Below are 20849 nucleotides of genomic sequence, written 5' to 3'. Positions count from 1 at the left end.
TATGCCCCTCCTTTAAAAACCGAAAGCTTTTAATTTATCTGCAGTTAAAGTTGTTGATTGCTTACCAACTATTTTATGCACATACTTGAATAGCATATCAGTCTCCAAATGCACATAATCACCAACTCGTTTATCATTCAAGATCGTTGATTTTCTTGTTTCAGGGATTAAATGAATATCGAATTCTTTGTCACCCAGTTTGAAAACTGTCAAACTTACACCATCAACAGCGATTGAACCCTGCTGTACCATCTCATCAAGTATGTGACTCGGTGGCTTGATTGACACTATTTTTGAATTATCAGACGTTTGTATGCGTGTAATTGTCGCTACTTCGTCAACATGTCCTAAGACAAAATGTCCACCAAAACGACCCTGTCCACTCATCGCACGTTCTAAGTTTACTTCCTTACCTTGTTTCAGTTGATTTAAATACGTCTTTGCTTCTGTACCTTCAATTACTTGAACAGTAAAACCGTGGTTAGTAAAGTCAGTAACTGTCAAACATGCACCATTTACACTAATGGAATCTCCAATGTGCATATCTTCAAGGATAGTTTGACATGTGATAGTTAATTCAACTACAGCATTACTACTTTGACTACGTTCGATTGTACCGACTTCTTCAACAATTCCAGTAAACATCTTTGCTCACTTCTTTCGCAGTTCTAATTTGATATTTTGCTCAAGCAACTCAGAATTAACAATTTCAAAATTCGGAATATCTGATAATTCAAGAACATTATCTGTTTGATAAAATTGATACTTACCAGAACCACCTATAATTTTCGGGGCATAATATAAGATGAGTTCATTTACCAAGCTAGATTGGAGAAACTCAGACGTCACGGTCGGACCAGCTTCTACTAGCAATTTACCAATACCTCTTTGATATAAATCACTTAAAATATTATTTAAGGAACAATCATCGAGAACTATTACTTCTACATTAGATGTTTGTGAACACAATTTATTATTTTCTGTATAAATCCATACTTTAGATTGTGGATCTGTAAAAATATCTAACCCCATATCAATCGTACCTGATTTAGATAAAATAACTTTAATAGGATTTTTACCATTCTCAATACGTGTAGTGTATTGTGGATTATCATGTTCAATAGTATTTCTACCTGTCAGTACCGCATCATGTCGATGTCTCAAATTAAAAACATCTTGCTTAACCTGTTTGTTAGTAATCCACTTACTTTGTGCGCTATCCGTAGCTTGCTTACCATCTAAACTACAAGACACCTTTACAGTTACTTCAGGAAGTTGTTCATTTTTAGCTGTAAAAAAATCTTTATATAAATTTTCTGCATCTTCTTGAAAGCGATAGTCCACATCAATACCTGCATTAGTTAAAATTTCATCACAATTTGAGGTTAATGTAGTATCTTTCATCGCATAAACAACTTTAGTAATTCCATATTCTATAATTTTATTAACACATGGCGGTGTAGTGCCAAAGTGAGTACATGGTTCTAATGACACATAAATCGTTGCATCTTTGGCTAGGTCTTTGGCCATTTCCAAAGCTTGAACTTCAGCATGTTTATCACCATGTTGCAAATGTGCGCCTAAGCCAACAATTCGACCATCACGTACAACTACGGCTCCTACAGGTGGATTGACTCCTGTTTGACCTTGTACCATGTGTGCTAAATTTATTGCATAATTTAAAAATTGACTCAATTTATCACCTCTTAAATAAAAAAACGCACCTGAAAAACATGAGTTTTCAGGTGCGGGATATATTTATATAACATTTGTGTAACTTAAATAATGACATACCTCTATCGTAAAATGGCATGACCAAATAAACACTATAGTAGTGTTGTGTTATATCTTCATTCTTTCTCCCATCCAGACTTTAACTGTCGGCTCTAGAATCAAACTAGATCAGCCATAAATACTAAACATTTATGGGTCGCAGGCTTTTATACTGCCGGTTAGGAATTTCACCTTGCCCCGAAAGAATTACGTATGAAATTGTTAATGATGTTTGAGTCAAGTAACTTTATGTTAAGTTACATGAATTATAATACACTATTTATACAGTAAAAACAATCCATATTATTAAAGTCGGGTTTATTTTTTATTTTTACAAGCTATGCTTTCGATTGCTGTAGAAGCAACTTCACAACATCTACTGCTTGTTTAACTATCATATTAACGCCATTCCGTGATTGGTTAATGCCATTTGTAAGTTGGCCTAATGCAAACATATGGTGTAATGTGCCATATCTAGGACTAATTACTTGGTTAGTCTCTGGTACTATTTGAATACCACCTAAAGGATGGGCTTGTATTACTTGCCTATTTTCTAAATTTAGCACGAGTTGATCATCCCCATCTAATTCAGATAAATGTGACTTTGAGCCAGTAGCATTAATAATGACATCATAGTATTCACAATTGTTCTTGTCTTCACCATATGATATACAAAAATGTTGCCCATCATATGTAATATTTTGTAAATTAGCTTTAATCACTATGTTGTGATTCTCAATCTCAGCAATAAGTAATTCAGCTGTTCTCGGAGGCATCGGATTAGAATTTTCTTTGAGTATATGTTGATAATGATTTAAAAACTGTTCTTGATCTTGTCGATTAAAACTATTCCAAATCCAATTCATATTTTCTTTAATTCCTTCGAGTAAACTTTGTAACGTACCTAATTCCTCAGCATGCGTTAAATCAAATTGGAGTTGTTCTACGTGGGTGCGATTTTCTTTGCTCAATAGTTCAGTTAAGGAAATACCAAAATGTGCACATTCTTGTTTAAATAATGCTATCGCCTCTGTTAACGGCATATTTCCAAAATGTCGTTTTTTAATAGTATTAAAATTTTCAGGTGTAATGTATTGAAATTGCAATTCTGGCATATTGCCACGCACACGCGGTAATTTTGCACTTCTACTAGTCACTGTTAAAGGTAAATTAGGATGGTGTTCAGCTACGTAGCGTATTACATCTAAACTAGCTAAACCAGTTCCAATCACTGCAATGTTATCTGTGTCTTTCACTTCATCTAAGGTGTTATACGTTGGATACGGAGTTTGAATATAACCGCTTGTGCCTTTTAAATTATATGGATCGTGATAAGACAATGTTCCAATTGTTAAAAATACGCAATCATAAGTTCGACAACTTGTCATATCCATACTAGTACACACGCTATATGAAACTTGTGTATCTCCAATATCTGAATTAATAAATACTTCCTCAACCTTTTCTGAAATTTTATTAATATTGTCAAATTGATTTAAATAATAGTTTAAATAAGACTTCATATAATGGCCAAAAATAAATCTCGGCAAATATTCTGGATTATCAAATTTAAAAACATTTTGTTGTTGATACCAATCGAAAAATTCTCGTTGATTTTCGATATTAATAGACATTTCCTTAGCAGGTAAATTAATTAACAATTGATCACTGTCATTTTGAAATGGGACGCCCTTCCCCATATTTTTAGGTGTATCATATACATCAACGTACCAATCTTTAAACTTTTCATATTTAACCATTTCTCTTAGTACTGATACACCGGCTGTACCAGCACCAATAATTGCTACTCGCATATGACCCCTCCTGTAATTGATTACTGATAAATTTAACAATACTATATTCTATAAATAATTTCATTATACAACAATTTTTCATAGCTCTTGTTAATTATTTCTTTCAACTATGATACTCTATTTACATACAAAAAATTAATTTTAATAAAGTAATTTAAATGGGACGGTAATCAATGAAACGATTAAAGTATTTTGCAATATTAATTATATTAAGCTTTTCTATATTAGCAAGTTGTGATTTACCCGGTTTAGGTGGTGGCAATAACCAAAAAAATATCAAAATCTCTGCTTTGGCTACGAGTGAATCACAAATCATGGCATACATGTTAAAAGAACAAATTGAACATGATTCAAATGGTGAATACTCTGCTTCTATTATTAATAATTTAGGTTCAGCTACAATCCAACATAACGCAATGATCAATGATGATGCTGACATCTCTAGCACACGATATACTGGCACTGATTTAGTTGGTGTACTAGAACAGCAACCTATTAGAAACCCTCAAAAGGCAATGTCAATTACACAAACATTGTTCAATAAAAAATTTGATCAAACATTTTTTGATTCTTATGGGTTTGAAAATACTTTCGCTTTCATGGTCACTAAAGAAACAGCACAGAAATATAATTTGCGTACTGTTTCAGATCTGAAAAAGATTAAAAATAAAGTAAACGTAGGTACAGATTCAACTTGGATTAAACGTGGTGGCGATGGTTATAAACCATTTAAATCATTTTACGGTTTTGGCTTCAATAAATTAAAGCCTATGCAAATTGGTTTAGTCTATGATGCCCTTAAAAATAAAAAGTTAGATGTAGCATTAGGTTATACTACCGATGGTCGAATTTCTGCCTATGATTTAGTTGTGTTGAAAGATGACAAAAATTTCTTCCCTCCATACGATGCAAGTGCAGTTGCACCTAATGATTTTCTACAAGACAATCCGAAAATCAAAAAATCTATTGCCAAATTAAACAATAAAATTTCAACACAAGATATGCAAAAATTGAACTACCAAGCAGATGGTAAAAGTCTTGAACCTGCTGTCGTTGCCAAGAATTTTTTAGAAAAACATCATTATTTTGAAGAATAGTTATTTTGTTTTATAACATGTATAATAGGCAACGCTAGTATTTAGAGTAGGATGTGATCACATGAAGCTTATTTTCAAAGTATTTATTTCGACACTTTTATTATTATTACTTATCTCTAGAAAAAATAAAGTTTATTAACAAAAATCACGAGATCGGACATAAATCTGATTGGAAAAAGCGTCAAGTTCTATTCAAAATATATAGAATTTGATGCTTTTTTACCTTTTGAACAACAAAATATAATTTGTTCGATGATGTAACGTGCTGACACCCGATGGAATAGTAAGAAACTATATGTTTGAAACATACACCAGGCAGCCTTTGTTCAAAATAAAAGACTTAAAATATAAAGAGGGAGTGGGACAGAAATCCCATTTTGAAAAATGATTTCGTCGTCCCACCCCGGCAAGGATGACTAGCGTTGAAAAAAGCTTGGTTTGAAGCGCATTTTCAATGCAGTCAGCTACTGCCAACACGAAAAAAAGGTTTCGACTAAAACATGAAGTGGGACAGAAATCTGATTTTGAAAAAAATGATTTCGTTTTCCCACCCCGGCAAGAATGACTAGCGTTGAAACAAGCTCGGTTTGAAGCGCATTTTCAATGCAGTCAGCTACTGACAATATGAAAAGAGACTGGGACGAATCAATGTTGTCCCAGTCTCCTCTTATTTTGAAAACGGAGATTTATATCTCAGCTTTCTAGTTTTTATTATTGCGATTTATGTTTGTCATCATCTTTATAGACAAAATATTTGAAATACTTACCTTCAGTTTTCATATCTTTATAAAAGTTGGCCATTAAACTTGCATTACTTTCTGCCCATTTAATGTCTGTTGCATATTGATGTTTACCTGGATTTTGTGGGTTCCATCTCATACTATATAATGTATTTTGTTCTTTTTTAGATAAGAAATGATCATGGATAAATGCCGCTCCACCTTCAATGGCTTTACTTGGCGTATCCCAACCATGCTTTTTAGCGTATTTAGCGCCTGTATTAACAGGATCTTCGTCAAGTGCGCCTACACCAAAGAAATTATAGTATTTTTTGCCATCAATTTCCACACCACTTGCTAATTCACTTTTAGCAGAGCCAGTTTCTAGCAATGCATGTGAAATTAAGTATACTTCATTTACATGTTTATGTTTTGCTGCTTTAATAAAATCGTCAGAGTGTTTTAATAAAGTAGGATTATCAATCAACATTCTCTTAATTCTATTTTCATCGATTCCTTGATAGCGATCAAGTTCTAAAAATTGATATTTTTGAGTATCGCTATCAATTAATTTACTACTATCCATCGCAGCTTTAATTTCTCCAGATGACGCATCTCGCCAGTTTTTATTATCTTTACTAGACACTTGTTGACTAGTATAGTTATGAATTTGTTTTTTCGACGCCTTTTCTAAAGAAACTTTGAGATTTTCTACCTTTTCTACTTCTTTAACATCTTTAAAGAAGATTTGATCAGAAATCATTGAAAAGACGATACTCACAACGACAGCTAATATTACCAATAAACCAATAATTGATAATATAGAGCCTTTACTATGCTTTGTCATGTTCACACCTCTAAGGTCAAAATTATCGTATTTAATTATAAGACTTCGATAATAAAGTCTAACACTTTACTGTAAAATAGACAATTTAATACCTAAGTTGTCACAAATTCATAAAAAAAGTAATGAAATTTTAATTTCATTACTCTTGACTTCTATAATAATCCATCATAATAAAGCTAACTGCTTGAGATCTATTTTTATAATAATAGCGATTCAAATCAATCGTACCTTCAATATCTCCATCACGATATAACATTTCGTTGGTCGTATTATTTATCATTACAAAATCTGATTTATCTTTTATTATGTCTAGGTCATCATGTCTAGAGAAAAAATGCTCTAAATTTAAGTGTGCGTAATCCATTATGAAACCTCCCTATTTATACAAAAATTAAGATAAAATGTCATATCTTTGAGTTAATCATGTATTCAATCGCTATGTTGTTTATTTATTCTATCTACTACTAATATTTAACACCTATTTATCTAATTAAGCAAATGAAAATTTCTATTAATCGTAATAAAATCTCTATATCCGGAAATTCAAGTTGTAATTACAACCTTAAAGGAACTATAATGACAATTTCAATCGAATTGCAAAAGCAACAACAGTTAATACACAAACTATTAAAACGATATAAAATCACGTATAATTATGATGAATATTTTCAAATATTATTTATTCACTTATGGCAATTACTCGTAAATTATAATCCCCAGCATTCCAACTCATTAGAGTCATATTTATATATCAGATTACGTTTCCATTTGATTGATCAATTTCGCTCCAAACATCTTAAATATCACTTTGTCGATATCAATCTGTGCCACTTAGAAGCTCCGAATAATTTCTCCTCTATTGAAGCCTCCATTTTGTATACACAGTTTAGCAATCAATTATCTCACAAAGAACAACAATGGTTCTTGCTATCTTTACAAGGTTATAAGCAATATGAAATTGCTAATATTATGCAACTATCATTATCTACAATTAAAAATTATAAAAAGGCTGTACAAGTGAAATATTCAAATTATTTTAAAATATGAAAGGAATATGTTCATATGCATTCTTCAGCAAATATATTATATTTACACACTCAAAAAAGTACACAAACAAAAACACTTTGTCAACATTTAAACCATTACTACATTTATCCAACAACGCCTTACAATGTAGTAAAATATTTATTAGAAATCAATAATAAATCTTTAACTGTACAACTCAAACATGCCAAAGCCATGCTTAAAATTAATAAGTTAGTACCTATCTTCATCCACGACACTTTAATTCTATTTCCACTAAAACCTAAACGCGCACCGATACAATATTATATCAATGCGCATTCGATAAGTGGAGTAAAAACAAAAGGCTCCGCTTCAATTATTCAATTTAATAACAGTCATTTTCTGACTATCGATGAACCCTATCATCTGATTCTAAAAAAATGGCAAGAAAGTATTGTCCTTATCCATTTATTTAAACAAACTTATAATTAGCTGTCAGTTATAATTTCGAATTATGTTTATATTCCAATAACTTTTTAGTAAAGTATGCAGTAGCAACCTTAATAAAATATAAGCTCAAAATAACTAATAAAATTGAACCTATCAGTGTTAAAATAACTACCAGAGGAGATAACGACACTTCCGGTTTTATAAAATATTGGACTGCAGTCAAACTTGTAATAAAACCAAATAAAAACACACCAATTAAAATAATATAGGCAAACAAAATACCAATTAATAAAGGAAACAATGTCGTCACTGAAACGACTTTTTCTTGAAAAATAAACTCTTTTAAAAATTGGTTAGAAAACCTTACTGGGCGTTTTAAATCAACCTCTGAATCTTTTGAAGTTGCTTCCTCTAAAACTTTATGTAAAGTACGTTTTTCTTTTTTATTCAAAAACCACAGCTGTTTTTTCACTTTCTGTTGAAAAATATTCGAACTCATGTACTATACCTCGCTCTATTTCGTTCATTTCAATTTACCATTAAAGTTTATAGTAAATAACACAATGATTCAATAGTAGAATCTTTTATCTTAAAAGTACATTATCCTTGATAACAGCTATATCATTGTCTGACATTCATTTGTTTATTTAAAAACGTTCAATTTTGACCGTGCTAGCTTGCCTGGGGTATAGTTCGAGCCTGTAGTCACTCTCACATGCTATTCTCCCGGGTGTCAACACATTACAACATCGGGCAAACTATATTTTGTCATTCAAAAAATAAAGAAAACGTCAATTTCTATATCTTTTCAATAGAAATTGACGTTTATATTAAAGTCTGAGCTATTTATATCCCGGACTCAATCTATTTCATTATAAAATAGATAAGCCAGATGATTGAATATCTTTAGCGAAACCTTGAACTGTATCAACTGACAGTTCTTCGATATCTCTGCCTAAATTAGTATTTACTTTTTTAACAACGTCTGCAGGACAAGTAATAATATCTGCACCTAATTCATCTGCTTGAATTACGTTAATTACTTCTCTACAACTTGCCCATAATAATTTAACGCCTGCTTTACTATGTGCAATTTCAACTGATTCTTTAACCATTGGTACTGGATCTACGCCAGTATCAGCGATACGTCCAGCAAATACAGAGATATATGTTGGCACACCTTCTGTTACAGCATCAGTAATTTCTTTAACTTGATCTAAAGTATAAACAGCAGTAATGTTTAAACGTACATTATCAGCTGATAATTTTTTAATTAAAGGAATTGTTGTTTCACCTTTAGTATTAACAATAGGAATTTTAACAAAAACATTGTCACCATATTGTTTTAAGATTTCAGCTTCTTTTTCCATCGTTTCTAAATCGTCACCGAATACTTCAAAAGAAATAGAAGCATCAGGAATTTCACGTACAACTTCTTCTGCGAAAGCTTTATAATCCGTTACGCCTGCTTTGGCCATTAGACTTGGGTTAGTAGTAAAACCATCAACCTCTTTATTTTTATAAGCAGCTTTCATTTGTTCAATATCTGCACCATCTGCAAACACTTCAACATTTAATTTTGTCATTACATATTCCTCCTGACTAATATAAACAATTCTCTTCGAATTGTCTTAAAGCTATTAAACCATACATTTCATTTATACCACCATTGCCATAAAATTTCTAATTTTTTGCCTATACTTTATATAATTTCATTATTTAAAACATATTAATTCCATTCTTATACCTACAATTTATAATTACTCAACTATAGTATGAGTATGTATTACAGAGAAATCACTAATACTATTAACTTTTTGTAAAAGTGTGTTATTATTATCAAATGATACGCTATAGGAGGTAAATATGGCACGCTCAAAACTTTATTTTTATTTATCTGGGCTATTAATATTAGTAAGTTTTTGTTTCAATACTTACAACCCTTTGCTAGATCAGATATTTGATTCTATGATTAAATTAATTTTTGTCTGTAGCTTTATTAACGCAATAATTTTAATTGCTGCTATTATTCTTTCAGATAAATCAATCAAGCATTCAAAAGAACGCACGGATTGGGTTAAAAAAGCAAGCAAGCTACTACCATTCATCTTATTAATCGTGATTATTATACATATTTTATCTTCACTTGCTACTTTTGGCATCATTTTTTAATTAATTATAATTGTGTAAGTAAGACTACATAAATGTATATTTCACATTAAATCAACACAAATTAAGTAACATGTATACATCCATAATAAAATGAAGAAGTAAACATGTCACATCGTGAGAGCGGGTATACGAATTCCAAGTGTAATTTGTTTGGGTTCTTTCTCGCTCTATTTTTTATGTTAGGAAGGTAATATACTATGCAGTATTTATATATTTTTATAGGCGGCGCGTTTGGTGCGGCGTTACGCTATGGATTATCTTTGTTTAATAACAATTCGACAGCATTTCCTATCGGCACTTTACTAGCAAATTTAACAGGTGCTACGTTAATGGGATTATTAGGTGTACTATCGTTAAATTATTTTCGAAATAATCCACACTTAAAAAAAGCTGTTACTACTGGATTTTTAGGTGCCTTAACAACATTTTCGACCTTTCAATTTGAATTAGTTACTATGCTTAATCATCAAGCGATCGTTCATTTATTTATATACGCTATTATAAGTTATGTATTAGGCATTTTATGTTGCTACTTAGGTGTCAAAATTGGGAGTTGGTTAAATGCTTAATTTATTATGTATTATGTTTGGAGGAGGCTTGGGTGCAGTAGTTAGAGGTGCCATTACAAATTATTGTAATCGTCACTTTGTATCCCGTATACCTATTGCTACTTTATTCGTCAATCTTGTCGGGAGCTTGCTAATTGGAATTATTATGAATCAGACGTCAGATAACTTAATATTATCACTAACCACTGTTGGATTTTTGGGTGGCTTAACGACTTTTTCGACTTTAGCATCAGAACTTGTACAATTTATTGACAAAGAAAGAAATTTGTTTCATTTCACTTTATATTCTGTATTGCAATATCTTGGTGCTTTTATAGCTTGTCTTATAGGCTATACTATTAGTTAAAAAATGAAAAAATCCCTAGTGTAATTACCTACACTAGGGATTTTATTATCAGTTTATTGCCCACTAAACTCATCCGGATTAGGACCAATACGTTTATCTTCATTTAAAGCATTTAATTTTTCAATTTGGGCAGTTGTTAAACTAAAGTTAAATACATCTAAGTTTTCATCAATTCTTGATGGTGTAATTGATTTAGGGATAACAACGACATTATTTTCTATATTCCAACGAATGATGACTTGTGCAGGAGTTTTGCCTACTTCTTCTGCCACAGCTTTTACTACTTCATCATCCAAAATTTGAGCATTCATTAATGGTGACCAAGATTCAGCCACTATATTTTGAACTTCTAAATAACGGCGAAGTTCATCTTGTACTAAGTACGGATGAAACTCAACTTGGTTAATTACAGGTTTGATAGATACTTGTGCTAATAAAGCTTCTAAATGACTAACAGTAAAGTTACTTACACCAATATTTTTAACTTTGTCATCTTTATATAAATCTTCCATACCTTGCCAAGTATCAATCATTACAGCTTCATCTAACCCTGGCCAATGCATTAAATATAAATCTAAGTAATCTAATCCAAGTTTTTTCAAACTTGTTTCGTATGCTGCTTGAACATTTTCACGACCGTAGTCAGCTAACCACAATTTAGATGTAATAAATAATTCGTTTCTTGCAATTCCAGCTTCAGCTAAGCCTTCTGCAATACCTTCTCCAACTTTTGATTCGTTATCATAAATCATTGCAGTATCGATGCTTCGATAACCATTAATGATGGCATGTTTTACAGCCTCTTTACAATCATCATTATTTTCAACACGGAATGTACCTAAACCAACTACTGGCATTTTATTACCATTATAAAATTCTACTGTTTCCAAATTAATACCCCTTCCAACTTAAGATAGTCTAATCATATAAAAATTACTAAAAATAACAAAAGATTATGCTTAAAAGTGTAAAATATACAAAAACTGAGCGTCTATTATTTTGACGCTCAGTTTTGTATATTAATTAAATGATTCAATTTTATCCATAACTTGCTGTAAATCTTCAACATTATATTGAATTCTACCGTGGAAAACAAATTTATTAAAGTACTCATCAAGTTGTTCTGGTCCAACTAATACTTTACTATTAGCAGTTTGCGCAAAGTTAGAAATAGTAACCCCACCATCATTTTTAGGATTGAAATATAAAATTGTTGTTGGTGTATATTTTAAATTCAATTCATTTTGTAAGTCACCAGCTAACTTTTCAACAGCTTCCAAATGATTAGAATAATTAACTACTGATAATGACTGTGTATCGTCATTTTGATCCAACACTAATACTTGAGGATCCTTCTTATCTAAGTCTAATGTATCAAATACTTGTGACATCATTGGCGTTTCTTCAAACTGAGCACCGCTTATACCATTATATACATGACCTTTTAATAATTGTGAATCAATAATATAAAGTCCTGTTCGTGTTAAAACTAAATGGCTAATACGTTGCACATCACTAAACTCATTTCGAGGTAAAAAGATATTTGCCATAATATGCATGTCTTCTGGTCGAATACGTTTTTCATTCACCAAACGCTCACGAATACCAATCAACCTCATATCAGTGACATATTCACTATGATTTTTCGAGAAAAGTTTTAACGCATCAATTTCACGATTTTTGGAGTTTACAGTGTGATCGTAATCTTCCTTTTGTTTAGTTACAGTTTTCTTATTTTCAATTCTTTCTTTTTCTAATTCCTCAGCATAAGAATCCTGTAATTGCTTTTCTTTTTTTTGATAATGCTCTTCTGCTTTTTGTTGTGCTTTCTTCTTACTTTTAAGTGTAACTAAAAATAATATCAAGCAAATGACTGCTACGATCACAGCTACAATCAAACCAATTTCAATTGGTCCAAATGAATTCATAACAATTTCGCTCCTTTTTTCTTCAATACTTACATTATAATAGAAAACTGTTTATCATTCGACGGAAAACTCACATATTTTTGAAATTGTTATTATGCTTGTACCGAATCTTTCAATAAATTAACTTTATCCAGTTTTTCCCATGGTAACAATACATCTGTTCTACCAAAATGACCATAAGCTGCTGTTTGTTTATAGATTGGTTGTTTTAAATCTAACATTTTGATTATGCCTGCCGGACGTAAGTCGAAATGATTTCTTACTGCTTCAACTAATTGTGCTTCGCCTACTTTACCTGTTCCAAAAGTATCAATTGCGATAGATACAGGTTCAGCTACACCAATAGCATATGCCAATTGAACTTCACATTTGTCAGCTAATTCAGCAGCAACAATATTTTTAGCAACATATCTAGCAGCATATGCAGCAGATCTATCTACTTTGGTTGGATCCTTACCACTAAAGCATCCCCCACCATGTCGTGCATAACCACCATACGTATCAACAATAATTTTACGGCCAGTTAATCCAGCATCACCTTGTGGCCCTCCAATTACGAAACGACCTGTTGGGTTAATATAAAATTTAGTCTCTGCATCTAATAATGCTGTCGGTACAGTTGGTTCAATTACATGCTGTTTAATATCTTGTTCAATTTGTGTTAATTCAACATCTTCTGCATGTTGTGTTGATAAGACAATTGTGTCTATACGTTTTGGTTCATCTTGCTCATCATATTCCACTGTTACTTGTACTTTTCCATCTGGTCTTAAGTAATCAAGTATTTTGTCTTTTCTAACATCTGATAAGCGTTTTGCAAGTTGGTGTGATAAAAAAATTGGTAACGGCATATATGTATCCGTTTCATTCGTAGCATAACCAAACATTAAGCCTTGGTCACCTGCTCCAGTTGCTTCTATTTCTTCTTCCGAAATATCATTACGATACTCTAATGCAGTATCTACACCTTGTGCTATATCTGATGATTGTTCATCTATTGCTGTTAAAACAGCCATTGTTTGACTATCATAACCAAATTTTGCACGAGTATAGCCAATTTCTTTTATTGTTTCTCTGACAACTTTCGGAATATCGACGTAAGTAGATGTAGATATTTCTCCTGAAATAAGTGCCATTCCTGTTGTTACTGTTGTTTCACATGCCACTCTTGCATTTGGGTCATCCTTTAAAATTTCATCCAAAATTGCGTCAGAAACTTGGTCTGCAATTTTATCTGGATGTCCCTCTGTTACAGATTCTGAAGTAAAAAGTCTTCTATTGTAAGTCATAATGTGCTCCTTTAGCTTTAAATTACGAAAATTCTCTATCTGTTGAGCTTAATAAAAAAGAGCCTTCATCACTATATAAATAGAGAGAAGGCTCTGTACGTCCATTCGCTCTTATCGTTCAGACAATATAGGTCTGCAAACGGTTTGGCACCTTCCTTCAATTAAGAAGAGGTTGCTGGGCTTCATTGGGTCCATGTCCCTCCGCCACTCAGGATAAGAGAATCCGTTACTAATATAGTAACTAATCTGGCATCTTATGTCAATTTAACTTTTATTCAAATTTTATCGAAAATTGGTATGGATTAATTATGTAATTATGTTATACTCGTTAACTGTAAGGGCTTACATTAAAATAACGATGGAGGGATTAAGTATGGCGATAGACACGTATACTTACACTAATAAACTACAAAACATTTTAAGAAAAAACACTTCCTTATTTCAATTATCAACAACAGAATTAAATTATAAAATCATTGATAATAATGAAGGTGAACTAACAGAACTAGGCGCAATAAACGCAAGAACAGGTAAATATACAGGTCGATCACCAAAAGATAAATTCATCGTTTCTGAACCATCATATAAAGATGATATCGACTGGGGAGAAATCAATCAGCCCATTGATGAAACAACTTTCCTTAATTTATATGATAAAGTATTAGATTATTTAGATGAAAAAGATGAGCTATACATCTTTAATGGTTATGCAGGTAGCGATGAAGATTCACAGTTGAACTTAACGGTAATTAATGAATTAGCATGGCATAACTTATTTGCTCAAAACATGTTCATTAAACCTAGCTCAAATGAAGAAGCAGAAGACATTAAAGCAGATTTTACAATCGTTTCTGCACCAAGGTTCAAAGCTGATCCTACCATCGATGGCACAAACTCTGAAACATTTATTATTACATCATTTAAACACAAAGTCATTTTAATCGGTGGCACTGAATATGCCGGTGAAATGAAAAAAGGTATTTTTTCTGTAATGAATTACCTATTACCAAAAAGTGACATTTTAAGTATGCACTGTTCTGCAAATGTTGGTGAAAAAGGAGATGTCGCGTTATTCTTTGGTTTATCAGGTACCGGTAAAACTACATTGTCAGCAGACCCTACAAGAAAACTTATCGGTGATGATGAGCATGGCTGGAACGAAAACGGTATTTTTAATATCGAAGGTGGTTGCTATGCTAAAGCTATCAATCTATCACAGAAAAAAGAACCACAAATATATGATGCTATAAAATATGGTACTGTATTAGAAAATGTAGTTGTTGATAATTACGGAGATGTTGATTTCGATGACAATTACTATACCGAAAATACTCGAGCTGCTTACCCTATTGATCACATAGATAATATTGTTAAACCATCAAAAGCAGCGCATCCAAATACAATTATCTTTTTGACTGCTGATGCTTTCGGTGTATTACCACCAATCGCTAAGTTAACAAAAGATCAAGCTATGTATCATTTCTTAAGTGGTTTTACAGCTAAATTAGCTGGTACAGAACGTGGTGTTACTGAACCTGAACCATCATTCTCTACATGCTTTGGTTCTCCATTCTTACCACTCAATGCTACTGTATACGCTGATATTTTAGGTGAACTTATCGACGAGCACGAAGTAGATGTGTATTTAGTTAACACTGGATGGACTGGTGGTAAATATGGTGTAGGTAGAAGAATTAGCCTAAACTATACACGCCAAATGGTAAATCAAGCTATCACAGGTCAATTGAAAGATGCTGAATTCAAGAAGGACGATACTTTCGGATTAAGTATCCCTGTTGAAGTAGATGATGTGCCACAGACAATTTTAAACCCAATTAATGCTTGGAGCGATGCTGCTGCATATAAAGAGCAAGCACAAGACTTAATTAATCGCTTTAATGAGAATTTTGAAAAATTCGGTACTGAAGCACAAGAACTCGCAATCAAAGGCGGATTTAAACAATTATAATAATATGAAAAGAGGCTGGGACATAAGTAATTTGTCTCAGCCTCTTTGTAATTTATTCTATTGCATAATCATCTTGAATCGTTTGGTGTTCAACATCTGACATCCACTGTTGTATCTGATTCAAAACAGGTGACAAGGCAAACGGTCTTGGCACATGCCCTTCTTGTTGTTGGTATACGGTGCGGTAAGTTAACGAGATATCGTTCAACGCTTGAGCTAAATAATACGCTTGATGAATACCTACTTGGTGATCTTGTGCACCATGGACTATTAATATAGGTGGGCTTGTTGGTGTAATATATTGCATGGCATCACGCAACTGGTAAGCAGCTGCTTGTTTTTTAGGGTGACCAATCATACGCCGCAACATTCCTCTCAAATCCACGCGCTCTTCATACATTAGTTTGATATCAGACACACCACCCCAAATTATAAAACTGGATACTGGTAAGTCATAGTATGTCAGGAGCCCCTGTAATCCTCCACGCGAAAATCCTATCATGTGAATTGCTGCATCTGGATATTGTGTGTGTAATAGCTTCACTAAGGTCGTCACATCTTTTAAATCTTCACCGTAGAAATCGTCTTTTCCCTCGCTACCATTATTGCCTCGATAATAAGGGCCTACTACTAACGTTTCAGCATTGGCAAATTGCAGTAATCTGCCTGTTCTCACCTTCCCTACTTGACCTTTACCACCACGTAAATAAACTACGATACGTTTAACACGCTGATACGGTAATAATAATAGCGCTTTAACTTGTAAATCATCCACTAAATATGTAATCTCATAACCACTGTGATTGCGAACATCTATAGGCATTTTCTTTGTTTTAGTAATAGCCAAGATTCATCATCCTATCTACACAACTTAATATTGCATCATCTTTTAGCAAAAAGCTTTTATCAGTGTCAGGAATTTCTTCAATTGTTGCAAATAAAACAGGTCCTGTTGTTTCTAAATAGTCCTCTTTTTCTTCGATAAAATCAACTAATACAACATAAACATCTTTATTGAAACTAGGTAAGTCACTTCGAGCAACATGGTATTGCGCTATATAATGCATTTCCTTAACTGTGGCACCTGTTTCTTCATGCAATTCCCTAATAGCAGCTTCTTGTGATGTTTCATTTACTTCCACTTTGCCCCCTGGAAACTCTATACCGCGTTTTTTATGTTGTGTAAACAACAATTTATTTGTATAAATAGGAATTGTAAGTACGTGTGTTGCATCAGCAAAATCATTTTCTTCTTTGAACTTTAATAGTACATCATTATTATCTCTATCTTTAAACTTTATACTCATCTGACACCTCTTATTTATGTTAAAATTATCATGTTTACAAATACGTTGGAGGCTATAATATGAAAAAACTGTTTTTAGGAGTTATCTATCTATATCAAAATTTTATTTCACCACTTACTCCACCAACATGCCGATTTTATCCAACTTGTTCAGCTTATACAAAAGAAGCTATAGAAGTTTATGGAGCATTCAAAGGCAGCTGGCTAGGCATTAAGAGAATTTTAAAATGTCATCCGTTACACAAAGGAGGATTCGATCCAGTTCCTCTAAAAAAGAAAAACAAAAAACATTAAAGCACTGGGGTCAATTGTGTTAAATCTATAACGGGAGGATTAAATTCCAGTCTTCCATTATTTAACAAACCTGAATCCTTCACAATATCTTGCTGAAAATAATAACCTGCTGGTGTGATGTCGCCCGGGTAAGTTGCATATTGAGCGAGCATTGCTGTAAAGTAGCGACTCAAACCATATTCATACATGCCACCGATGACCGTTTTAACATTATACTGTTCAAGTTTTTGAATAAGTGAAAGCACTCTGTCCAATCCGCCTAAACGGAATGGTTTTAAAACTACTACTTCAACATTATAATTATTTACAATATCTAAAATTGCTGTAGTTGATATAGCTTTTTCATCTATAGCTAATGGCAGATTCGGCACTTGGTTAAATGTTGTTAAATTATAAAACGGTTCTTCAATATAAAGGATATCATCAGCATACAATTGCGTTAAGCGCGCAGCATCATTTTTAGCAATACTTTCATTCCCATCTATAACGAGATTCGGCCTATGTGCCAAAGCTATTAGATGTTGTAAATCAGCTTTTATTGTATTAGACCATTTCACCTTTACTCTTTTCGGTTGTGTATCTCTAAGTTGTTGTAATCTTTCTGCAGTCAACCCACTAACGGTCGCACCGTAATCGACAGTAATATTATATAGCTTATAAAACATTTGATATGTTGCCATAATAATTGTACTACGAGTCGCTGGATACGCTTCTAGCGAAATAACCATCTGCTGGATATCTTCAAATGTTGAAAATGCTTTATACTTATTAGCCTCAAACCATTGCTGTAATTGCTGTTTTACTACCTCGATCGTTTCGTCAAAATACCAGTCTGTGTCAAACGCATTACATTCCCCAAAATAGTGTGAATTATCATCAGTAACCAATTCTAAAATAAGTGCTTGTCTTGTAGACAGTGTAATTTTCGGCGTCACAATAGGCGCTTTAAAAGGTAACTCAACAGTATATAGTTTCATATCTACTATTTTCATCATAAGTCACTCCTATTTTACAAATGTTGACGCTGTAATTTTCCAGTAGAGGTGTATGGTAACGCTGATACGCGCTTTAAATACTTTGGAACTTTATATTTTGCTAAATGATTTTGTAAATAGTCTTGTAATTGTGACTCTTTCACAGTACCTTTAGCTACATAATATAAATATGGTACTTCTCCCCAAATATCATCACCCGTACCGACACACATTGCATCTTCCACATCTTTGCATGCTTTTGCCACAGATTCAATTTCAAATGGATATATATTTTCCCCACCACTAATTATTAAATCTTTTCTCCGATCATATACCATTACAAAACCTTCATCGTCTATTTCAGCAATATCTCCAGTATTAAAATAACCTTGTTCATCAATAGCGTTCAACTCATTAGGATATAAGTACCCTTCCATAACGTTATTACCTTTGATCACTAATTCTCCATGACCTTTATTATCTGGTCGTACAATTTTCACTTGTACATTATCACTAGGTTTACCAACTGTGTCTGGACGATGCTCCAACATTGTCGGTGAAGCAGTCAAAAATTGTGAACAAGTTTCAGTCATACCAAATGAATTGTAAATTGGTAACTTATTGGACAATGCTTGGTTGATTAAAGCAGCAGATAACTTCGCACCGCCGAGTAAAATTTTTTCTATGTTATATGGCTGAGTTAACCCCGCATCCATTAACCATTTTAATGTTTGTGGTACTAATGACACATGTGTCGGTGATTCTTCAGAAATGATGTGCAATATTTGCTGTGTATTAAATTTTGGCTCTATTCTTACAGTGAATCCTGCAATTAATGCACGCAAAATCACACTAAGACCAGATATGTGATAAATAGGTAACACTGACAACCATTTTGTATTGGCATCAAAACCTAGACTTTGTTCACAACCTATAGCACTAGCATAATGATTGGCAAATGTTTGAGGTACTGCTTTTTGAGGACCCGTTGTACCAGAAGTAAACATAATTGAAGCAATACGATTAATGTCAAAAGGTGCTTCATATGATTGTTCTTCAGCACAAGTTATTAAATACGCATAAGTATAAATATCAAAGCCATCTAAAGTTAAATCTGAAGTTGTCAAAATGACTTCGACATCGATTGAATGCATCTGATTTTGCATCTCTGTTTCTGTCAAACGTGTATTCAACATTGCAATTTCTACCCCAGCGAGCCAAGCAGCTTGAATAAGTATAATTGATTCTATACTGTTATCGATGTACATACCTACACGTTTTTGATTTAAATTATGAATACTGTAGGCAAGATGTGTTGCACGTTGATAGCAACTGTTAAAGGTTAATTTTGTCTTCCCATTGTCTATAAACACCGCATCCCCATTACGATTTGCTTGTTGTTTCAACCAAAATTCCACGTCACATTCCTCCATCTCATATTATCTATTATAACGAAAGAAGTTATTTTTTGGCACACATTTTAATTATCATTAACTGCTAATAATTTCGTCATACAAACAGCTAGGACAAATTAAACTATTTTCTCTCTTTTGCATATACCTATCATTTCGTAGTTTCTTCTTCATTCACAACACAAAAATGCACACGACTGAAATGAATCAAGTCGTGTGCACATTTTAAAACTCAGGCTAATTTTCTACACAAAATTCGCTTTTTGTTTATGTTAAATGATTGAGTGAGGCAGTTTATATGGATGCACTACCTATACTTATGTTAGTCATTACACTCTGATTGTAACTAACAAAAAGAATATTAATTAAACAAATAGTTTAGGAGAAAGCAAGTGTGTTTGAGGTAAAACACGTCTGTGGATGATGTATTAATAACAAATAAAATGTTATTAATTCTAGCTGTATGTGCCGTACCTCATTACATATAGTATGATATTTTGTTAATGTATAGCTCATTTTAACCATTAGTAAAAAATGCCTCTATTTAAGTAAAAAAACTGTTTGTTTATAACTAATAAAAATAGGAAGAAGTAAATAATTTGCACATAATTTACCTCTTCCCATCTTATTAGGGAATATATTTTATGAAAAATTTTATGTGTTTATTTATCACACAAGTTTATTATAGCACTTCTATAATAAACTATAGTGCATTCAAAATATGTAGTAAAAATTGATAACTATATAGTAAAAATCAAAAGTGCTGTTGTTTATTAATTTGGAAATTATTTATGCTATTTCTCCAAATTCATTATTAGCTAACATAAGTATATATTCACGTATATAGAATCACCAACAATAATTATATTACTAATTAAATTTTTA

General features: G+C 32.5%; 22 protein-coding genes and 2 riboswitches. Of the genes, 8 read left to right on the top strand and 14 right to left on the bottom strand.

The features are described from left to right. Positions 1–12 precede the first annotated feature (12 nt). From ribE to CD036_RS00580, 3 genes are all read right to left on the bottom strand, one after another. A complete protein-coding gene (gene ribE / locus CD036_RS00590; RefSeq protein ID WP_002510578.1) occupies positions 13–645 on the bottom strand; it encodes a riboflavin synthase in 633 nt (210 codons plus the stop codon). Positions 646–651: 6 nt separating this feature from the next. Then, positions 652–1695 carry a bifunctional diaminohydroxyphosphoribosylaminopyrimidine deaminase/5-amino-6-(5-phosphoribosylamino)uracil reductase RibD gene (gene ribD / locus CD036_RS00585; protein ID WP_002510577.1) on the bottom strand — a complete coding sequence of 348 codons (1044 nt, stop codon included), beginning with the start codon at positions 1693–1695 and terminating at the stop codon, positions 652–654. A gap of 155 nt (positions 1696–1850) precedes the next feature. Beyond that, positions 1851–1983, bottom strand: a riboswitch (FMN riboswitch). 128 nt (positions 1984–2111) lie between these two features. After that, positions 2112–3587, bottom strand: a complete 1476-nt coding sequence (locus CD036_RS00580) for an FAD/NAD(P)-binding protein (RefSeq protein WP_021459818.1) — start codon at positions 3585–3587, stop codon at positions 2112–2114. Between the two features lie 173 nt (positions 3588–3760). Here CD036_RS00580 and CD036_RS00575 point away from each other — a divergent pair, with 173 nt between their 5' ends. Further along, positions 3761–4684, top strand: a complete 924-nt coding sequence (locus tag CD036_RS00575) for an osmoprotectant ABC transporter substrate-binding protein (protein WP_002510575.1) — start codon at positions 3761–3763, stop codon at positions 4682–4684. Between the two features lie 711 nt (positions 4685–5395). Here the strand turns inward: CD036_RS00575 and sagB are convergent. Both sagB and CD036_RS00565 read right to left on the bottom strand, forming a co-directional pair. Beyond that, the gene (gene sagB / locus CD036_RS00570) at positions 5396–6250 is read right to left on the bottom strand and encodes a peptidoglycan release complex glucosaminidase SagB (protein WP_002510574.1); all 855 of its coding nucleotides are present in this window, start codon (positions 6248–6250) and stop codon (positions 5396–5398) included. Between the two features lie 139 nt (positions 6251–6389). Beyond that, positions 6390–6614, bottom strand: a complete 225-nt coding sequence (locus tag CD036_RS00565; protein WP_002510573.1) for a hypothetical protein — start codon at positions 6612–6614, stop codon at positions 6390–6392. Positions 6615–6826: 212 nt separating this feature from the next. Between CD036_RS00565 and CD036_RS00560 the strand changes: the two genes are divergently transcribed. Together CD036_RS00560 and CD036_RS00555 are read left to right on the top strand one after the other, a co-directional pair. Further along, the gene (locus tag CD036_RS00560; protein ID WP_021459819.1) at positions 6827–7297 is read left to right on the top strand and encodes a sigma-70 family RNA polymerase sigma factor; all 471 of its coding nucleotides are present in this window, start codon (positions 6827–6829) and stop codon (positions 7295–7297) included. Between the two features lie 15 nt (positions 7298–7312). Next, entirely contained in the window at positions 7313–7747 is a 435-nt protein-coding gene (locus tag CD036_RS00555; RefSeq protein ID WP_021459820.1) for a competence protein ComK, read from the top strand. A gap of 7 nt (positions 7748–7754) precedes the next feature. On the opposite strand, the gene CD036_RS00550 is transcribed toward CD036_RS00555, so the two are convergent. Beyond that, positions 7755–8204: a hypothetical protein gene (locus tag CD036_RS00550; protein ID WP_002510570.1), complete on the bottom strand. Its 450-nt coding sequence runs from the start codon at positions 8202–8204 to the stop codon at positions 7755–7757. A 373-nt stretch (positions 8205–8577) separates the two neighbouring features. Beyond that, on the bottom strand, positions 8578–9291 hold the full coding sequence (locus CD036_RS00545) for a transaldolase (protein ID WP_002510569.1): 714 nt from the start codon (positions 9289–9291) through the stop codon (positions 8578–8580). A 280-nt stretch (positions 9292–9571) separates the two neighbouring features. Between CD036_RS00545 and CD036_RS00540 the strand changes: the two genes are divergently transcribed. The 3 genes from CD036_RS00540 (at position 9572) to CD036_RS00530 (ending at position 10792) form a co-directional block, all read left to right on the top strand. Then, the gene (locus CD036_RS00540) at positions 9572–9877 is read left to right on the top strand and encodes a hypothetical protein (RefSeq protein WP_002510568.1); all 306 of its coding nucleotides are present in this window, start codon (positions 9572–9574) and stop codon (positions 9875–9877) included. Between the two features lie 197 nt (positions 9878–10074). Next, the gene (crcB, locus tag CD036_RS00535; RefSeq protein WP_021459821.1) at positions 10075–10446 is read left to right on the top strand and encodes a fluoride efflux transporter CrcB; all 372 of its coding nucleotides are present in this window, start codon (positions 10075–10077) and stop codon (positions 10444–10446) included. Then, the gene (locus tag CD036_RS00530; RefSeq protein ID WP_002510566.1) at positions 10439–10792 is read left to right on the top strand and encodes a fluoride efflux transporter FluC; all 354 of its coding nucleotides are present in this window, start codon (positions 10439–10441) and stop codon (positions 10790–10792) included. Before crcB ends, CD036_RS00530 begins: the two co-directional genes overlap by 8 nt. A 53-nt stretch (positions 10793–10845) precedes the next feature. Here CD036_RS00530 and CD036_RS00525 read toward each other — a convergent pair whose 3' ends face one another. From CD036_RS00525 to metK, 3 genes are all read right to left on the bottom strand, one after another. Continuing rightward, complete coding sequence (locus CD036_RS00525) at positions 10846–11682, bottom strand: aldo/keto reductase (RefSeq protein WP_002510565.1); 837 nt, start codon at positions 11680–11682, stop codon at positions 10846–10848. A gap of 129 nt (positions 11683–11811) precedes the next feature. Continuing rightward, positions 11812–12720, bottom strand: a complete 909-nt coding sequence (locus CD036_RS00520) for a nuclease-related domain-containing protein (protein WP_002510564.1) — start codon at positions 12718–12720, stop codon at positions 11812–11814. Positions 12721–12812: 92 nt separating this feature from the next. Further along, positions 12813–14009, bottom strand: a complete 1197-nt coding sequence (gene metK, locus CD036_RS00515; protein WP_002510563.1) for a methionine adenosyltransferase — start codon at positions 14007–14009, stop codon at positions 12813–12815. 108 nt (positions 14010–14117) lie between these two features. After that, positions 14118–14229, bottom strand: a riboswitch (SAM riboswitch). A gap of 153 nt (positions 14230–14382) precedes the next feature. On the opposite strand from metK, the gene pckA reads away from it, so the two are divergent. After that, on the top strand, positions 14383–15978 hold the full coding sequence (gene pckA, locus CD036_RS00510) for a phosphoenolpyruvate carboxykinase (ATP) (protein WP_021459822.1): 1596 nt from the start codon (positions 14383–14385) through the stop codon (positions 15976–15978). A 52-nt stretch (positions 15979–16030) separates the two neighbouring features. Here pckA and CD036_RS00505 read toward each other — a convergent pair whose 3' ends face one another. After that, complete coding sequence (locus CD036_RS00505; RefSeq protein ID WP_002509985.1) at positions 16031–16825, bottom strand: alpha/beta hydrolase family protein; 795 nt, start codon at positions 16823–16825, stop codon at positions 16031–16033. Beyond that, positions 16812–17285, bottom strand: a complete 474-nt coding sequence (gene ytkD / locus CD036_RS00500) for an RNA deprotection pyrophosphohydrolase (protein WP_021459079.1) — start codon at positions 17283–17285, stop codon at positions 16812–16814. Before ytkD ends, CD036_RS00505 begins: the two co-directional genes overlap by 14 nt. A gap of 59 nt (positions 17286–17344) precedes the next feature. On the opposite strand from ytkD, the gene yidD reads away from it, so the two are divergent. After that, on the top strand, positions 17345–17578 hold the full coding sequence (yidD, locus tag CD036_RS00495) for a membrane protein insertion efficiency factor YidD (protein ID WP_021459078.1): 234 nt from the start codon (positions 17345–17347) through the stop codon (positions 17576–17578). Here the strand turns inward: yidD and menC are convergent. Together menC and menE are read right to left on the bottom strand one after the other, a co-directional pair. Further along, complete coding sequence (menC, locus tag CD036_RS00490) at positions 17575–18570, bottom strand: o-succinylbenzoate synthase (protein WP_103387794.1); 996 nt, start codon at positions 18568–18570, stop codon at positions 17575–17577. The two genes, yidD and menC, sit on opposite strands and share 4 nt — an antisense overlap. A 17-nt stretch (positions 18571–18587) precedes the next feature. Further along, a complete protein-coding gene (gene menE, locus CD036_RS00485) occupies positions 18588–19970 on the bottom strand; it encodes an o-succinylbenzoate--CoA ligase (protein WP_103387793.1) in 1383 nt (460 codons plus the stop codon). Between the last annotated feature and the right edge of the window lie 879 nt (positions 19971–20849).

Origin of the sequence: Staphylococcus arlettae (assembly GCF_002902345.1) — a bacterium.
GTDB lineage: Bacteria > Bacillota > Bacilli > Staphylococcales > Staphylococcaceae > Staphylococcus > Staphylococcus arlettae.
The sequence above is the reverse complement of the archived record's forward strand: the minus strand, read 5'-3'. Positions and strand labels throughout refer to the sequence as shown.

Coding starts and splice junctions, on each gene's coding strand:
- CD036_RS00530 (WP_002510566.1), top strand. CDS start 10,439: ATGCTTAATTTATTATGTATTATGTTTGGAGGAGGCTTGGGTGCAGTA.
- yidD (WP_021459078.1), top strand. CDS start 17,345: ATGAAAAAACTGTTTTTAGGAGTTATCTATCTATATCAAAATTTTATT.
- CD036_RS00560 (WP_021459819.1), top strand. CDS start 6,827: ATGACAATTTCAATCGAATTGCAAAAGCAACAACAGTTAATACACAAA.
- sagB (WP_002510574.1), bottom strand. CDS start 6,250: ATGACAAAGCATAGTAAAGGCTCTATATTATCAATTATTGGTTTATTG.
- ytkD (WP_021459079.1), bottom strand. CDS start 17,285: ATGAGTATAAAGTTTAAAGATAGAGATAATAATGATGTACTATTAAAG.
- metK (WP_002510563.1), bottom strand. CDS start 14,009: ATGACTTACAATAGAAGACTTTTTACTTCAGAATCTGTAACAGAGGGA.
- CD036_RS00550 (WP_002510570.1), bottom strand. CDS start 8,204: ATGAGTTCGAATATTTTTCAACAGAAAGTGAAAAAACAGCTGTGGTTT.
- CD036_RS00580 (WP_021459818.1), bottom strand. CDS start 3,587: ATGCGAGTAGCAATTATTGGTGCTGGTACAGCCGGTGTATCAGTACTA.
- CD036_RS00540 (WP_002510568.1), top strand. CDS start 9,572: ATGGCACGCTCAAAACTTTATTTTTATTTATCTGGGCTATTAATATTA.
- CD036_RS00545 (WP_002510569.1), bottom strand. CDS start 9,291: ATGACAAAATTAAATGTTGAAGTGTTTGCAGATGGTGCAGATATTGAA.
- CD036_RS00575 (WP_002510575.1), top strand. CDS start 3,761: ATGAAACGATTAAAGTATTTTGCAATATTAATTATATTAAGCTTTTCT.
- CD036_RS00555 (WP_021459820.1), top strand. CDS start 7,313: ATGCATTCTTCAGCAAATATATTATATTTACACACTCAAAAAAGTACA.
- pckA (WP_021459822.1), top strand. CDS start 14,383: ATGGCGATAGACACGTATACTTACACTAATAAACTACAAAACATTTTA.
- CD036_RS00565 (WP_002510573.1), bottom strand. CDS start 6,614: ATGGATTACGCACACTTAAATTTAGAGCATTTTTTCTCTAGACATGAT.
- crcB (WP_021459821.1), top strand. CDS start 10,075: ATGCAGTATTTATATATTTTTATAGGCGGCGCGTTTGGTGCGGCGTTA.
- CD036_RS00520 (WP_002510564.1), bottom strand. CDS start 12,720: ATGAATTCATTTGGACCAATTGAAATTGGTTTGATTGTAGCTGTGATC.
- menC (WP_103387794.1), bottom strand. CDS start 18,570: ATGAAAATAGTAGATATGAAACTATATACTGTTGAGTTACCTTTTAAA.
- ribE (WP_002510578.1), bottom strand. CDS start 645: ATGTTTACTGGAATTGTTGAAGAAGTCGGTACAATCGAACGTAGTCAA.